Origin of the sequence: Streptomyces yatensis, from assembly GCF_018069625.1 — a bacterium.
GTDB classification, from domain to species: domain Bacteria; phylum Actinomycetota; class Actinomycetes; order Streptomycetales; family Streptomycetaceae; genus Streptomyces; species Streptomyces yatensis.
The window spans coordinates 8,004,151-8,018,454 of the sequence record NZ_CP072941.1; the positions used below are offsets into that span (position 1 = coordinate 8,004,151).

Below are 14,304 nucleotides of genomic sequence, written 5' to 3' on the forward strand. Positions count from 1 at the left end.
CGGTGACGATGGCCTAGGCGGCTTCGCGTCGGCATTCCGCCACCCCCTCGCGCAGTGGGCGGGCATATGGCATCGGGGTCTGCGGTCCCAGCTCGGCCAGCAATTCGACGTATGCCTCGACCTTCCGGTAGAGCCTGCCGGGTAAGAGCTCAAGCCAGGCCCTGACCTCGGGCTCGATCTCGATGACATACGCGTCGTTCATGTCGTGTACGACATGGGCAATGTGGGTCGTCTGTCCGAAGGCGGGACGTTGTCGGTGGTGGGTGGGAGCATCGCGGCATGTGCGCCGATACCTCGACCACCGCCTACTGGGACGCCGCCGCCGCGGACTTCGACGACGAGCCGGATCATGGGCTGCGGGATCCGGCCGTGCGGGAGGCGTGGGCCGCGCGGTTGCGGGGGTGGCTGCCCGAGCGGGCGGGGGATGTGCTGGACCTGGGCTGTGGCACGGGGAGCCTCGCGCTGCTCGCGGCCGAGCGGGGGCACCGGGTGACGGGGGTCGATCGCTCGCCGCGGATGGTCGAGCTGGCGCGGGCGAAGCTGGCCGGGACGGGGGCCGCCGTGCTCGTCGGGGACGCGGCGGAGCCGCCCGTGGGGGAGGGGCGCTTCGATGTCGTCCTGGTCCGGCATCTGCTGTGGATGCTGCCGGACCGGCAGGCGGTGCTGCGCCGATGGGTCCGGCTGCTGCGGCCGGGTGGGCGGCTGGTGCTGATCGAGGGGCGGTGGGGCGAGTGCGATCCCGTCGGGCTCCCCGCCGCCGAGCTGTCCGCGTTGGTCGGGCCGGTGACGGAGCGGCTGTCGGTCGAGCAGCTCGCGCCGGACGCGGCGCTGTGGGGGCGGGCCGTGCGTGACGAGCGGTATGCCCTGGTGGCCGACCTCGCACCGGCCCGGCGCCATACCGAGATCGTGGACGTCCATCTGATCCTGCGCCGCGGGGGCGAGGTGCTGCTCGCCCGCCGTGCCAACACCGGCTATGCGGACGGGCTGCTGCACGCCCCGTCCGGGCATGTCGAGGACGGCGAGGACGTCCGCGCCGCCATGCTCCGCGAGACGGCCGAGGAGATCGGCCTCACCCTGGGCCCGGACGAGGTGCGGGTCGTCCTCGTGCTGCAGCACAAGGCGCCCACGGGGGCGGCCCGTACGGGGTGGTTCTTCGAGGCGGAGCTCGGGGAGGGCGGGCGGCAGCCCGTCAACCGGGAGCCGGAGAAGTGCTCCGAGCTCGGCTGGTTCCCGCTGGACGCGCTGCCGGACGACATGGTGGCGTACTGCCGCGCCGGTCTCGAGGCGTACCGCGCGGGCCACCGCTTCGCCCTCCACTGGCATGAGCCGGACGACCCGATCGCGTATGCCCCGGAGGGCCCCGACCGGCTGACCCCGCTCTGACGATCGGAGGTTATGGGACACTGTCCCGTTTCGTTAGACTCGGCGGCGAAGGGAAGGGTGCGGTGAACGACAACGATCGAGACGCGGGGCGCGCGGCCCGGCCCAAGCGGGCGGACGCGCGGCGCAACGAGATGGCCTTGCTCGAAGCGGCCGCCGCGGTCTTCGTCACCTCGGGCGTCGAAGCGCCGATACGCGATATCGCGGCCAAGGCCGGGGTCGGCACGGCCACGATCTACCGCCACTTCCCGACGCGGGCGGATCTCATCGTCGCCGTCTACCGGCACCAGGTCGAGGCCCTCGCCGAGGCCGGTCCGGCCCTGCGGGCGACCAGCGAGACCCCGCACGCCGCCCTGGGGCGCTGGATCGATCTCTTTGTCGACTTCCTGGTCACCAAGCACGGGCTCGCGGCCGTGCTGCAGTCCGACGACCCCTGCTTCGACCCCCTGCACTCCTACTTCCTCGACCGGCTCCTGCCCGTATGCACCCAGCTCCTCGACGCCGCGGCCGCCGCGGGCGAGATCCGCTCCGGCCAGGACGCCTACGAGCTCATGCGCGGCGTCGGCAGTCTCTGCGCGGGCGCCGGTGCCGACCCCCGCTACGACACACGTCACCTGGTCGAGCTGCTCATCGCGGGGCTGCGGCGACCGCACTGACCATCGCCCGACCGCGCTGACCATCGGCCGGTCAGTGCCCGCCCTGGCACACAATGGGGGCCGCACACCACGCCACCCACGCCCCAGGAGCCTCCACGTGGCCTTGCAGATCACCGTCGACCAGGACGCGGCGACCGCCCCCTTCGAGCAGATCCGCGCGCGGATCGCCGACCTGGCCCGCTCCGGCGAGCTTCCCGTGGGCTACAAACTGCCCACCGTGCGCGGCTTCGCCGAGGAGCTGGGGCTGGCGGCGAACACCGTCGCCAAGGCGTACCGCGCCCTGGAGGCGGACGGTGTGATCGAGACCCGCGGCCGCCACGGCACCTTCATCGCGGCGGCGGGCGACGCGGCCCGGCGCCAGGCCGCCGAGGCGGCCCAGACCTATGTCCAGCGGGCACGCCGCCTAGGTCTGGACCGTGCGGCCGCCCTCGCCGCCGTCGAGGACGCCCTGCGGGCCGGCTACGGAGAGCCCGCCTGAACCTCCACCGCCCAACCGCGCCGGTGCCCCCGCCTGCCATGCTGTCCCCATGACCAGCCGCAAAGCCCTCGTCCGACGCCCCAGCCCCCGCCTCGCCGACGGGCTCGTCACCCATATCGACCGCACACCGGTCGATGCCGCGCTGGCGCTGCGGCAGTGGGAGGTCTATGTCGTGGCGCTGCGCGCGCACGGCTGGGAGACGGTGGAGCTGCCGCCGCTGGACGACTGCCCGGACGGGGTGTTCGTCGAGGACACCATGGTCGTCCACCGGAACGTCGCGGTGATCGCCCGCCCCGGAGCCGAGTCCCGCAGGCCCGAGACCGCGACGGCGGAGGAGGCCGTGACCGGGCTCGGCTGCTCGCTCAACCGGATCCGCGAGCCCGGCACGCTGGAGGGCGGCGACGTCCTGAAGATCGGCGACACCGTCTACGTGGGCCGCGGCGGACGCACCGACGGCGACGGCGTCCGCCAGCTGCGCGCCGCGCTGGAGCCGCTGGGCGCGCGGGTGGTGGCCGTACCGGTCAGCAAGGTGCTCCACCTCAAGTCGGCGGTCACCGCGCTGCCGGACGGCACCGTCATCGGCTATCCGCCGCTGGTCGACGACCCGGACGCGTTCGACCGCTTCCTCCCCGTCCCCGAGGAGTCCGGCGCCCATGTGGTGCTGCTCGGCGGCGGCAAGCTGCTGATGGCCGCGAGCGCGCCGCGCAGCGCCGAGCTGTTCGCCGATCTCGGCTATGAGCCGGTGCCGGTGGACATCAGCGAGTTCGAGAAGATGGAGGGCTGTGTGACCTGCCTGTCCGTCCGGCTCCGGGAGCTGTACGCCTGAGCGCCGGGCCCCCGGGGCCCGGACCCCGGGGGCATCGCACCGGCCCCCGGGCCCCGGTTCACAGATACAGCCCCGCGTTCGCGTCCCCCGGCTGCGAGGGCACGGCGGGCGGCCGGGTGCCGCGCCGCAGTGCGTACAGCTCCGCGAGCGTCGCCCCGTCCCGGCCGATCACGCCTTCCCGGTCGTCGACCTCCCCGCCGAGCCAGCTCACCGCCTCCGTGCGGGTCAGCTTGCCGACCTCGATCCGGGCCAGACACCGGCCGGGGCGGACCACCGCCGGATGCAGCCGCTCCAGATCCTCGTTGGTGGTCACCCCGACCAGCACATTGCGCCCCTGGCCGAGCAGACCGTCCGTCAGGTTCAGCAGCCGGGACAGCGCCTGCCCCGCGGTGTGCTTGGCCTCGCCGCGGATCAGCTCGTCGCAGTCCTCCAGGAGCAGCAGCCGCCAGCGCCCCTTGGCCGTGCCGTCGTCCTCGCCGATCGCGATGTCCATCAGATAGCCGACGTCGGTGAAGAGCCGCTCCGGGTCCAGCACGCAGTCCACCTGGCACCACTCCCGCCAGGACCGGGCCAGGGTGCGCAGCGCCGAGGTCTTGCCGGTGCCGGGCGGGCCGTGCAGCAGCAGGAGGCGGCCGGCGATGTCGTCCGGGGTGACCTTCATCAGCCCGTCCATGGCCTCCGCGACCGGCGCCGTGTAGTTGCCGCGGATCTCCTCCCAGGTCCCGGCCGAGATCTGCCGCGAGGTGCGATGCGGCCCGCGGCGTGGCGAGACGTACCAGAAGCCCATCGACACGTTCTCCGGCTGGGGTTCCGGCTCGTCCTCCGCGCCGTCGACGGCCTGGTGGAGCACCTTCTCGGCCAGGGCGTCGTCGACGGCGGTCACGGTCACATCGGCGCCCCGGTTCCACCGGGAGATCAGCAGGGTCCAGCCGTCGCCCTCGGCGAGCGTCGCGCTGCGGTCGTCGTCGCAGGCCGCGCGCAGCACGGTCGCGGACGGCGGCAGCAGCGTCGCGCCCGACCGCACCCGGTCGACGGAGTGACTGCGGGCGTACGGCTGCTCGCCGGTCGCGAAGCGCCCCAGGAAGAGCGCGTCGACGACATCGGACGGCGAATCGCTGTCGTCGACGTTCAGCCGGATGGGAAGGGACTCTTCGGCGGGTGTCGTAGGCAGGGTCTGCCTCCTGAGAACGGGGGGCCGGTGCGTCGGTCAGCGCACCCGGCCCCATGATCCAGGACCGGGGGCGAGGGCGCACCAAGGTTTGTGGCCGTTTACCGAGCTGTTCCACGGAACCCCACTGGAATGGGGGCGTTCACGGATACTCTTACCCGTTGTGGGGCGTCAGGGAAGGGAACGGGGCGGGTTGGCCAGGTTATGGCAAAAGAGGCGTCGGCGGACCGGCGCACTGCTCGGCGTCGGCATGGCCAGCATGGCACTGGTGGCGACCACCTGCTCCGGCGGGCCCGGCACGGGCGAGGGGCGGCCCGGATCGGAGTCGGCGCGCGGGAAGGCCGGCGCCAGGGGCCCGGGCTGGGGATTCACCCATACCCAGTACAGCGCCGACCAGGGCACGGAGCGCGGCCGCAAGGCCGCGAGCGCGCTGCTGTCGCGCCACCCGATGCCGCAGAACCAGCACATCATGGGCTGGGGCGCGGGCAACCCCGAGCCGTCCCCGGGCCGCTACGACTTCGCCGACCTCGACCGCCGCATCGCCCTGATGCGCAAGACCGGCACCGCGCCCGTGCTCACCCTGTGCTGTGCGCCCGACTGGATGAAGGGCGGCGAGCCGGGACGTACGGACTGGTCGCAGGAGTCCCTGGAGACCGCGCCCACCCCCGAGCACTACGAGGACTTCGCCGCGCTCGCCGGGAAGATCGCCCGGCGCTATCCGCAGGTGCGCCACTTCATCGTGTGGAACGAGTTCAAGGGCTTCTACGACGACGGCAAGAAGCGCTGGAACTACGAGGGCTACACCCGGCTCTACAACCTGGTCTACCGGGAGCTGAAGAAGCAGAACCCCGACAACCAGGTCGGCGGCCCGTATGTGGTCGCCGACAGCGACGCCCCGGGCGAGGCCGACGGCTCCGCCGCGGTCAGCGGCCCCTGGGGCACCCTCGACCAGCGGTCCGCCGACGCGATCACGTACTGGGACAAGCACAGGGCGGGCGCGGACTTCGTCGTCGTGGACGGCTCCAGCTACACCCGCGAGGGCGACCGGCTCATCCCGGACGCCTTCGGGGCCACCCGGAAGTTCCGGGACGTCACCCGCTGGCTGCGAAGGACCACCGGGCTGCCGGTGTGGTGGGCCGAGTGGTACGTCGAACCGGCCGACGGGCGCGACGACCGGGCGGGCTGGAGCGAGGGCCGCCGCACCGCCGTCCAGGCCACCGCGATGATCCGGCTCGCCGAGGGCGGCACCGCCACGGCCTTCTACTGGAACCCGGAGACCACGGGCAAGCGGTGCCCCGGCTGTCTGTGGCACCCCACCGAACTGGACGACGGCGGCCGTGAGCTGCCCATGATGAAGCTGCTCGGCCGCTTCGCCCGGGAGTTCCCGCCCGGCACCGCCTTCCGCTCCGTGGACATCGCCGCCGACGACCGGCCAGGCGTCCAGGTGCTCGCCGACGATGACGCGGTGCTGGTCGTCAACACCCTGGACCGGCCGATCAAGGCGAAGGTCGACGGCCGGTCGTTCGGGATGGGCGGATACGGGGTGCGCTGGCTCACGCGGTGAGCCGGTGCCGGACGAGGGCGTGATCACCGTGCGGCACGGTGGCCATGCCCTCGGCATCGCCACCGCCCTCGTCACACCCTCGCGGGCCTACCGCATCAAGGTCATTGAGGACCCGGCCAAGCGGGCCCTCGTCACACCCTCGCGGGCGCTACGCCATCGCCGTCGCTACGCCGTCGCCGTCGCTACGCCATCGTCACAAAGCGCCGCACCAGCGCCGCCACCACCACGACCAGCAGCGGCAGCGCGAACCAGAACGAGCCCTGCAGCCAGTGCAGCCGCCGTACGCTCGGCCGCACCGCCACCCGCACCACCTCGCGCGCCGCCAGCAGCAGCATCAGCGCCACCGCCGCCAACGCCCCCACCACCGACCAGGGCGTCCAGGTGATCAGCGGACCGGCCGGCCCCGGCGCGGGCTCCGCGACCGGGCCGCTCGGCGGCCGCTTCAGCTCGTACAGCGCCGCGTCGTCGTTGCCGAACACCCGGCGCAGCTCGGCGCGCTGGTCCAGGGAGCGCCGCAGCCGCTCCTGCCAGTGCTCGTCATAGCCGGAGTCGAGCGTGAGATACACGGACTGGCCGCGGCCCACCATCAGACAGGAGTGCGGCCCGGCCTCGCGCAGCGCCGTGACCAGGCTGCCGACCAGCACCGGATCGCGCGGGGCCAGGGTGGGCTCGTAGAGGACCCGCTCCATGTCGCGGGCGCCCCATGGCATCGCGGGGGTGACGTTGTTGATGGGGTCATCGCTCATCCACAGCACCCGTACGGTCGGCCGGTCATGGGCGTAGACGTACTCCATCGCCGCCACCTCGCCCGGCCGCACCCGCTCGAACGTCTCATTGCCCCAGCGCGCCACCAGGAACCCGGACATCAGGGTCAGCCCGGCCAGCAGCGCGGCCACCGGACCCAGCCGCGCGCGGTCCGCGCCCACCCGGGGGAAGACCGCCAGCGCGCCGAGCACACAGGCGCCCGGCAGCGCGAACATGAAGACGCGCAGCGCCATCTCACCGCCGTAGCTCTGCATGCCGAAGCCCAGGAACGGCACGAAGGTCAGCACCAGCAGCGACCGCTCGGTGAACCCGGCGGCGCGCCGCCGCAGCACCCCCCAGCAGGCCAGCGCCAGCACCCCGCCCGCCAGCGCCACCCGGACGTAGAGCACCAGCTGGTGCACGCTGCTGCCGCCCTCGATCCGGCCGGAGACGGACGAGGACACATTGCCGCCCACCCCGCCGACCCCGCCGAACAGCTCGTCCCAGTGGCCCGACCAGTACGGCTCGGCCAGGAATCCCACCCATACGGCCACCATCACCCCGCACAGCAGCGGCAGCCCGTACAGATTCGACCGGCGCAGCAGCACCAGGGCGCTCACCACGCCGAGCATCACGAACGGGGTCAGCTGATGGGCCGACACGGACGCCGCGAAGAGCACGATCAGCAGGCCCAGCAGCGCCGTGCGCTGGGCGGGCGTGGCCGCCGTCACCTCCGCCTCGCCCGGCCGCCGCTTACCGGACAGCACCCGGGGTTCGCGGAACCACACCAGAAGGACGGCGACGAAGACGAGGTAGAGGAGGTAGGTGAACCCCTGCGGCGAGAAGTAGTCCTGGCCCACCCAGCCGCAGAGCGCGAACAGCCACACCGCGGTCCACTTCGCCCGCCAGCTCGCCCGCAGGGCGCGCAACAGCACCATCAGCGGTGCGAGACAGAGCAACTGGAGGAGCGTCGGCCACCAGCGCAGCACCTCGGAGAGATCGTCCACCCCGGCGGCCTGGGCCAGGAACGCCGCCCCCGCGAAGAAACCCGGCCAGCTCCAGCGCGCGTCGAGATCGGGCACGGCGTGACCGGTCCGGCCGATGTAGTCCAGGAACCCCAGATGCTGCCACGCGGTCGGGAACCTCGGCTGCGCCTCCAGCACGGCGGGCACGGCGTGCAGCGAGACGACGGTCGCGAGGAGCACGACGGTCAGCAGGGCGCGACGGGGCCGCGCGAGCCGGAGCGCACCGGCGAAGGCGGCGATGAGCAGCGCGGCACCGAGGAGGGTGGCCCGGGGGAGAACCGAGACGAGCCCGAGCCCGCCCATACGGTCGAGATCGCCGTCCCCCATGCGCAGCAGCGGCACCCAGTAGAGGGCGAGCCCGATGGCCGCGACACCCCATAGGGCCGCTGCGCCCTTCCGGCCGGTCCGCGGCATGGTGGGCCCTGCCGAGCCCGGTTGGGCCGGCTGGTCCGGCCGTGCGGCCCCATGGCCCTGTTGCTGTTCTGCGGGATCGGCGGCGGCTAGGCCCTGTCGCTGTGCCGATTGGGCGGTGGCGTCGGTGGCGGACGGTGGGGCCGGGTCCGTCCTCGGCCCGGTCGTGGTCCGCTCCGAGGCCGGGTCCGCTCCCCGTTCGGTCGGGCTCTGCTTCGAGGCTCGGTTCGTCCCCGGTTCGGTCGCGGTGTGTTCCAAGGGCACGCCCCCCGATCGCAACCCACCCGCCCCACTCCGTGCCTGCGACGTGTTGGCGCCCCGGTCGGTCGGCCCGCCGTGCGGCGGGGCAATGACCGGCCACCGCCGCGCGGCCTCGGAGCGCTCGGCCGGATCGCGGTCCGCACCGGGCTGCCCGCGCCTCGGAACAGCCGCCCCCAGGGGCCTGGGCTTCAGCACCGGCCACCGGTCCTTGGGAGCGCCCGTACCAGCGGCCGTACCGGCGGCTTGGATACGCGGCCCGCCGTCCGCCTCCGCCCGGGAGGCTCCGGCGGGGCCGGCGTCGTCGTCCGGGTCGTCGGCGGGGTCGGCGTCGTCGTCCGGGTCGTCGGCGGGGCCGAGGAGGTCGGGGGCCGAGCCGTTCCGTGCCCTGCGGGGTGCGCCGGTCGGGTGTTCCGTGCCGCCCGCGTCGGGTCGAACGTGCCCGGGGTCCGCGCCGTCGACCGTGGCCGCCGCCGGGAGCCCGCGACTCGGGCCTCTGCCCTGGCCGCCGTCGCGGGCGGCGGCCACGGGGCCGCCGGGACTCGCTCCCCGTCCCGTATCGGAGGCGTTGTCAGCCGACCCCGGGAGTCCGGCACTCAGCACCGGCCACCGGTCGTCCGCGCCCGAGTGGGCGTCACCGGGCGTCGGGTGGGTGGTCCCGGCGGAGGCTGTTTCGGTGGCCCGGGCCGGGGGCGGCGTTTCCGGGGGCGGTGTCCCGTAGCGCTTGTCCCAGCGGCGTTTCTGCGCCTCGTCACGGGCCGGATCCGTGGCGGGGAAGTGCATACGGACGCCGAGCGCCAGCGTGTCCGTGTCGAGGGCGGCGCGCAGGGCCCAACGGGTGCCGTAGTGGCCCGCGTACTCGCGGCGGCGGTCGCCGTAGACCGCGAGGTCCGCGAGATCGCCGTCGGGTGCGGTGCTGTGCAGCGGCAGCGGGGACGCGGAGGCGGAGGCGGACGGCGGCTTCGGGGCGGCAGCCCCATCGTGCCCCTTGAGCACCCGGCGCAGCCGCACCGCCGCGATCGCCGCGATCACCGACAGACTGGAGATCTCCGCGACCCCCGCCCCCGTCAGCCCCATCCGCGGCAGCAGCAGCAACGTCAGCCCCAGCACCAGCACACACAACAGCCCCTGCAACACCGCCAGCCCCGACGTGCGGCTCTGCGCCCGCAACACCGCGAAGTACACCTCGATGACCACCCGCAGCGCCGCGCCCACCGCGAACCAGCGCAGCAGCGGTGCGGCCGCCTCCGCGTAACCGTCGCCGAAGACCCCGAGGATCTGGGGGGCGAAGACGAAGAGGAAGAGACAGACCGGGATCATGATGCGGGCCATCCGCCGCAGCGCCGCCCGGCAGTTCTCGGCGAGCCGGGCCGGATCGTGCGAGCCCTCGACGGTCAGCGACGAACCCATGTTGATGGCCAGCAGATTGGTGGTGCCGCCGATGGTGGTCGTGATGTAGAAGTACGCGTTGTCGGCCGCGCTGACCTGCGAGGCGACGATCACCGGCACGGCGTAGACCACCACGAGCGAGAACAGCGACCCGGTGTAGTCCCCGGCGAGGAAGCGGCCCATCTCCCGATAGCCCGCGGGCCGCGCCCTCCCCTCCGTCGCCGTGATGTGCCGGGGCACCAGACGGCGGAACACCAGCCAGCCCAGCGGCAGTACGGACACCGCGATCGAGGCGACCCAGGACACGAACACCCCGGCGGTCGGGATCGCCGGGGCGAACGCGACGAGCAGCACCAGCTTTGCCGCCGAGAAGACCGTATTGCCCACCGGCACCCAGAACGCGCTGCGCAGCCCGGTCAGCACCCCGTCCTGGAGAGTCAGCAGCGACCAGCCCACGACCGCGACCATGAAGCCGAGGCCGTGGAGCGGGCCGTGCAGAAAGCGGTACGACGGCCCCCAGGTGTTGAGCGTGAGCAGGAAGACCACCGCGGCCAGCGCCACGACCACCGAACTGGCCGCGTAGGTGCTGAACACCAGCCGGCCCGTCGTCCGCCCGGCGACCGGGATGAAACGGGCCAGCGCGCCCGTCAGGGTGACCGCGGTGAGCCCCGCCAGAAGCTTCATCGCGGCGATGGCCGCCGAGCCCTGGCCGACCGCGTCCTCCGCGTAGTAGCGGGCGGCGGCCAGCCAGAAGCCGAGGCCGAGGACCGCGGAGATGCCCGTGTTGAGCATCAGCGCGTAGGCGTTGCGGAACAGCAAGCCGCGCTCGCCGCTCCGGCCGTCGGACGGCCGCTCGGCGGCGGCCGTCCGCTCCTCCACCCGGGTGGTCGTGTCGGACAACGGGCTCACGTCACCTTCCGTAGGACCTGTCGTGAGAGCTGACGGGATCTGCGGACCATGGCGTATCCCTTGGTGAGGGCCCGGTCCTTGGCGAAGCCGCGGCCGATCGCCCGCCCGGACACCAGCCGCTCGAACTCCTCGATCCCGGTGGTGCGCCGCACCGTGACCCGCCGCAGTGCGTACGGGCCCTGGCCGCGCGCCGCCAGTGCGTTGCCCACCGCCAGGGACACCCCGAACCCGGCGGAGCGCACCACCCGGCGCACCCGGCGGCTGGAGTAGCCGTAGGGATAGGCGAACGACACGGGCGGACGGCCGAGTTCGGCGGTGAGCAGATCCCGGCAGTGGGCCACCTCGAACCACAGCCGGGTGTCGGAGAGCTGGTCCAGCTGGGGGTGGGTGTGGCTGTGCGCGCCGATCTCCACCCCGGTGCCCGCCAACTCGCGCACCTGGCCCCAGTCGAGCATCAGGTCCAGGGCGCCGGCCGCCTGGTGCGGGCCGCGCAGCCAGCCGGTCGCCGCGAAGAGCGTGGCCTCGAAGCCGTGGTGGGCGAGGACGGGGAGGGCGTGGCGGTGCACGCCCTCGTAGCCGTCGTCGAAGGTGACCACCACGGGTCTGGGCGGCAGCGTGGCGCCGCCGCGCCAGGCGTCGGCCAGCCGGGCGCAGCTGACCGGGGTGAAGCCGCGTTCGCCGAGCAGAGCCATCTGCTCGGCGAACGCATCCGGCGCTACGGACAGCCCACGGGTGGCCCGCGCGGGGGCGTTGGCCACGGCGTGATACATCAGGATCGGCACGGGGCCGAGGCCGGGCCCGCGGTCTGCGGTCGGCACCGGGCCGGGGCCGTCGGTCGGCACCGGGCCTGTGTTCGCGCTCGGCACTGGGCCCGGGCTCGCGTTCGGGTTCGGGCTCGCGTTCGGGCTCGGGCCGGAATTGCCGGTCGGCGCCGGGCCCTGGTTCGCGCCGCTCATGCCGCCCCCTCCCGTCTCGCCCCGCGGCCCGGCCCCGCCTGGCGGTCCTGTCCTGTCTCGGGGCCCGGCGCGGTCTGGCGGTCCCGTCCTGCCCCGCGTCCCTGTGCCGCCTCGCGGTCCCGTCCCGCCTCGGGGCTCAGTCCGGCCTCGGGGCCCGGCACCGTCTCGCGGTCCTGTCCGGCCTTGGGGCCCTGTCCCGCCTCGCGGCCCGGCGCCGCCTGGCGGTCCCGTCCTGCCCCGCGTCCCTGTGCCGCCTCGCGGTCCCGCTCCGCCTCGGGGCTCAGTCCGGCCTCGGGGCCCGGCACCGTCTCGCGGTCCTGTCCGGCCTCGGGGCCCTGTCCCGCCTTGCGGCCCAGCACCGCCTCGCGGCCCAGCACCGTCTCGCGGTCCCGTCCTGCCCCGCGACCCTGTGCCGCCTCGCGGTCCCGTCCCGCCTCGGGGCTCAGTCCGGCCTCGCGGCCCGGGCCCGTACCGCCGTCCTGTCCCGCCGCGCGGTTATGCCGCGCCTCCTGCCCCGCCCGGCGACCCCGCCCCGCCCCGCGGCCCTCGTCCGGCTGTTCGCCCGGCGGGGGCGGTCGTTCCGGGAGGGTGGCGATGCTGAAGCGGGGGCCGCCGCCGCGGCGGGCGCGGGCGGTGCCCACCGCGTAGCCGCCCGCCGCCGCCGCGACGCCCGCCACGATCGCGCCCGCCCGCCCGGCGCCGCCCGCCCGGCCGAGCAGCGCGTCCCGCAGCCCGCGGGCGATCCCCGCGGGCAGCACCCGGGTGGTGTAGCGGCGCTCGGTCGAAAGGCCCGTCTGGGCGCCCACGCTGCGCGTCACCAGGGCCTTGGAGAGGCCCTCGGCGTACGCCCGCGACCGGAAGTAGGCGAAGCGCTCCCGGGCGGCGGGCACCTTGTGGTGGATCACCGCACGGTCGTCGATCAGCAGCAGCGCGTCCGGCCGGGCGCGGGCCAGCCGGATGCACAGCTCGGTCTCCTCGCAGCCCAGCGGCCGCTTGTCGCCGTCCCGGCCGATACCGCTCGCGAAGCCCCCGGCGGCGTCGAACGCCTCTCTGCGGAACGAGGCGTTCCCACCCAGGACATTGCGCACCCGCACCCGCCCCGGCGGCAGCCCGAGGTAGGTGCAGCCCACCACCCAGTCGAACTCCTCGGGGAACCAGACCGGACGGCGGCGCGACGCCCACACCGGGACGGTGCGCCCGCCGACCGCCATGACCCGAGGATCGGTGTACGCGACGGCGAAGTGGTGCAGCCAGTCCCGTTCGGCGACCGCGTCGTCGTCGAGGAAGGCGATCACCTCGCCGTGCGAGGCCGCGATACCGGTGTTGCGTCCGGCGGACAGGCCGCGGGGGCCCGCGTTGGCGAGCACCCGCACCCCCTGACCCGCATCCGCCGCCGTCTCGGGATCCGCACCCGACGCGCCGTCCCCGAACCCGTCCCCGAACCCGTCCCCGCCCCCGTCTCCGTAGTGGTCCGTCAGCCGCCGCAGCAGACCGGCGTTGTGATCCACCACCAGGAGCGTCTCGTGGGCGGGCAGCGACTGGGCCCGTACCGAGTCCACCGCGGCGAGAATGTCGCCCCAGCGGTCCTCGGTGTAGACGCAGATCACCACGGAGATCCGCACCGGCGGCCCCGGAGCCGGGCGAACCGTCAAGACGCCTCCCCCCGGACCGCCGCGGGCGCCACCGCGGGGCGGCGCGGCCGCCGGGCGCCGCGCTCGCGCAGGATCACCTTCAGCACCCGCAGCCCGTCGCGGACGGCCCGCAGATTGCTGGCGCCGTGGATGCGCTCGTACTCATGGCTGGGGATCTCCTGGACCCGCAGCCCGGCCTTGACCACCCGGATGTTCATCAGCGTCTCCACCTCGAACCCGGCGCAGTCCAGCGCGATCTCGTCGAGGCAGTGGCGCCAGAAGGCGTTGTAGCCGTAGCAGAGATCGGTGTAGCGGGCGCCGAACTTGCGGTTGACGATCGAGGTGAGCGCGCGATTGCCGAGCCTGCGGATCGTCGTCATGTCGTCCGTCCCGCCGCCGTTGGCGAAGCGCGAGCCCTTGGCGAAGTCGGCGCCCGAGACCAGCGCCGACACATAGCTGACGATCTCCGATCCATCGGCGGATCCATCGGCGTCGATCATCACCACGATGTCGCCGGTGCAGGCGGCGAATCCGGCGCTGAGCGCGTCCCCCTTGCCCTTGCCGGACTGGGACACGACTTTCACCTCGGGCCACAGTTCCCGGGCGACCCGGACCGTGTCGTCGGTGGAATTGCCGTCGACCAGGACCACTTCATGGATCCAGTCGGGCAAGGTTTTGAAAACATACGGAAGATTCTCGGCCTCGTTCATCGCCGGAATCACGACGCTCACCGGTGGCGCAATCGCGAGATGAGAGGACACCGGGCGGTACGGATGTGTACCGGCCGCCGGATCGATTTCCGGCGCGGCCGGGCGCACAAAGGAGCTCATGAGTTTGTTTTCCCTCTCGTCCGGTGGACCGTCCGCCCCACGGACAGTCCTTTGGTGTATCCGGTTCGAAAGGGGGGTT

10 protein-coding genes and 1 pseudogene are annotated in these 14,304 nt (G+C 73.7%); 5 read left to right on the forward strand and 6 right to left on the reverse strand.

The genetic code is table 11. From position 1 onward, the window contains the following. Positions 1-13: 13 nt before the first annotated feature. The gene (locus tag J8403_RS33420) at positions 14-202 is read right to left on the reverse strand and encodes a type II toxin-antitoxin system RelE/ParE family toxin (protein WP_211126407.1); all 189 of its coding nucleotides are present in this window, start codon (positions 200-202) and stop codon (positions 14-16) included. 77 nt (positions 203-279) lie between these two features. Here J8403_RS33420 and J8403_RS33425 point away from each other — a divergent pair, with 77 nt between their 5' ends. The 4 genes from J8403_RS33425 (at position 280) to ddaH (ending at position 3,340) form a co-directional block, all read left to right on the forward strand. Further along, positions 280-1,383, forward strand: a complete 1,104-nt coding sequence (locus J8403_RS33425; RefSeq protein ID WP_211126408.1) for a methyltransferase domain-containing protein — start codon at positions 280-282, stop codon at positions 1,381-1,383. A 62-nt stretch (positions 1,384-1,445) separates the two neighbouring features. Next, positions 1,446-2,036 carry a TetR/AcrR family transcriptional regulator gene (locus J8403_RS33430; protein ID WP_211126409.1) on the forward strand — a complete coding sequence of 197 codons (591 nt, stop codon included), beginning with the start codon at positions 1,446-1,448 and terminating at the stop codon, positions 2,034-2,036. A 97-nt stretch (positions 2,037-2,133) separates the two neighbouring features. Next, positions 2,134-2,514, forward strand: a complete 381-nt coding sequence (locus J8403_RS33435) for a GntR family transcriptional regulator (protein WP_211126410.1) — start codon at positions 2,134-2,136, stop codon at positions 2,512-2,514. Positions 2,515-2,563: 49 nt separating this feature from the next. Beyond that, positions 2,564-3,340, forward strand: a complete 777-nt coding sequence (ddaH, locus tag J8403_RS33440; protein WP_211126411.1) for a dimethylargininase — start codon at positions 2,564-2,566, stop codon at positions 3,338-3,340. Between the two features lie 58 nt (positions 3,341-3,398). On the opposite strand, the gene J8403_RS33445 is transcribed toward ddaH, so the two are convergent. Further along, the gene (locus J8403_RS33445) at positions 3,399-4,511 is read right to left on the reverse strand and encodes a DUF5925 domain-containing protein (RefSeq protein WP_059146952.1); all 1,113 of its coding nucleotides are present in this window, start codon (positions 4,509-4,511) and stop codon (positions 3,399-3,401) included. Between the two features lie 247 nt (positions 4,512-4,758). Between J8403_RS33445 and J8403_RS33450 the strand changes: the two genes are divergently transcribed. After that, on the forward strand, positions 4,759-6,072 hold the full coding sequence (locus J8403_RS33450) for a glycoside hydrolase family protein (RefSeq protein WP_246586106.1): 1,314 nt from the start codon (positions 4,759-4,761) through the stop codon (positions 6,070-6,072). Positions 6,073-6,254: 182 nt separating this feature from the next. Here the strand turns inward: J8403_RS33450 and J8403_RS33455 are convergent, their stop codons facing one another. The 4 genes and pseudogenes from J8403_RS33455 to J8403_RS33470 all read right to left on the reverse strand — a co-directional run bounded on the left by J8403_RS33455 (position 6,255) and on the right by J8403_RS33470 (position 14,225). Further along, positions 6,255-10,799 carry a polysaccharide biosynthesis C-terminal domain-containing protein gene (locus tag J8403_RS33455; protein ID WP_425519848.1) on the reverse strand — a complete coding sequence of 1,515 codons (4,545 nt, stop codon included), beginning with the start codon at positions 10,797-10,799 and terminating at the stop codon, positions 6,255-6,257. Between the two features lie 5 nt (positions 10,800-10,804). Then, positions 10,805-11,578, reverse strand: a complete 774-nt coding sequence (locus J8403_RS33460; protein WP_211128562.1) for a polysaccharide deacetylase family protein — start codon at positions 11,576-11,578, stop codon at positions 10,805-10,807. Between the two features lie 764 nt (positions 11,579-12,342). Beyond that, positions 12,343-13,371, reverse strand: a pseudogene (locus J8403_RS33465) (glycosyltransferase family 2 protein); the annotation flags it as partial. 41 nt (positions 13,372-13,412) lie between these two features. After that, positions 13,413-14,225, reverse strand: a complete 813-nt coding sequence (locus J8403_RS33470) for a glycosyltransferase family 2 protein (protein WP_211126414.1) — start codon at positions 14,223-14,225, stop codon at positions 13,413-13,415. Between the last annotated feature and the right edge of the window lie 79 nt (positions 14,226-14,304).

Excerpts from the sequence above, each read along its gene's own strand:
- J8403_RS33420 (WP_211126407.1), bottom strand. The coding sequence starts at position 202 with ATGAACGACGCGTATGTCATCGAGATCGAGCCCGAGGTCAGGGCCTGG.
- J8403_RS33470 (WP_211126414.1), bottom strand. The coding sequence starts at position 14,225 with ATGAGCTCCTTTGTGCGCCCGGCCGCGCCGGAAATCGATCCGGCGGCC.
- J8403_RS33450 (WP_246586106.1), top strand. The coding sequence starts at position 4,759 with ATGGCCAGCATGGCACTGGTGGCGACCACCTGCTCCGGCGGGCCCGGC.
- J8403_RS33425 (WP_211126408.1), top strand. The coding sequence starts at position 280 with ATGTGCGCCGATACCTCGACCACCGCCTACTGGGACGCCGCCGCCGCG.
- J8403_RS33460 (WP_211128562.1), bottom strand. The coding sequence starts at position 11,578 with ATGTATCACGCCGTGGCCAACGCCCCCGCGCGGGCCACCCGTGGGCTG.
- ddaH (WP_211126411.1), top strand. The coding sequence starts at position 2,564 with ATGACCAGCCGCAAAGCCCTCGTCCGACGCCCCAGCCCCCGCCTCGCC.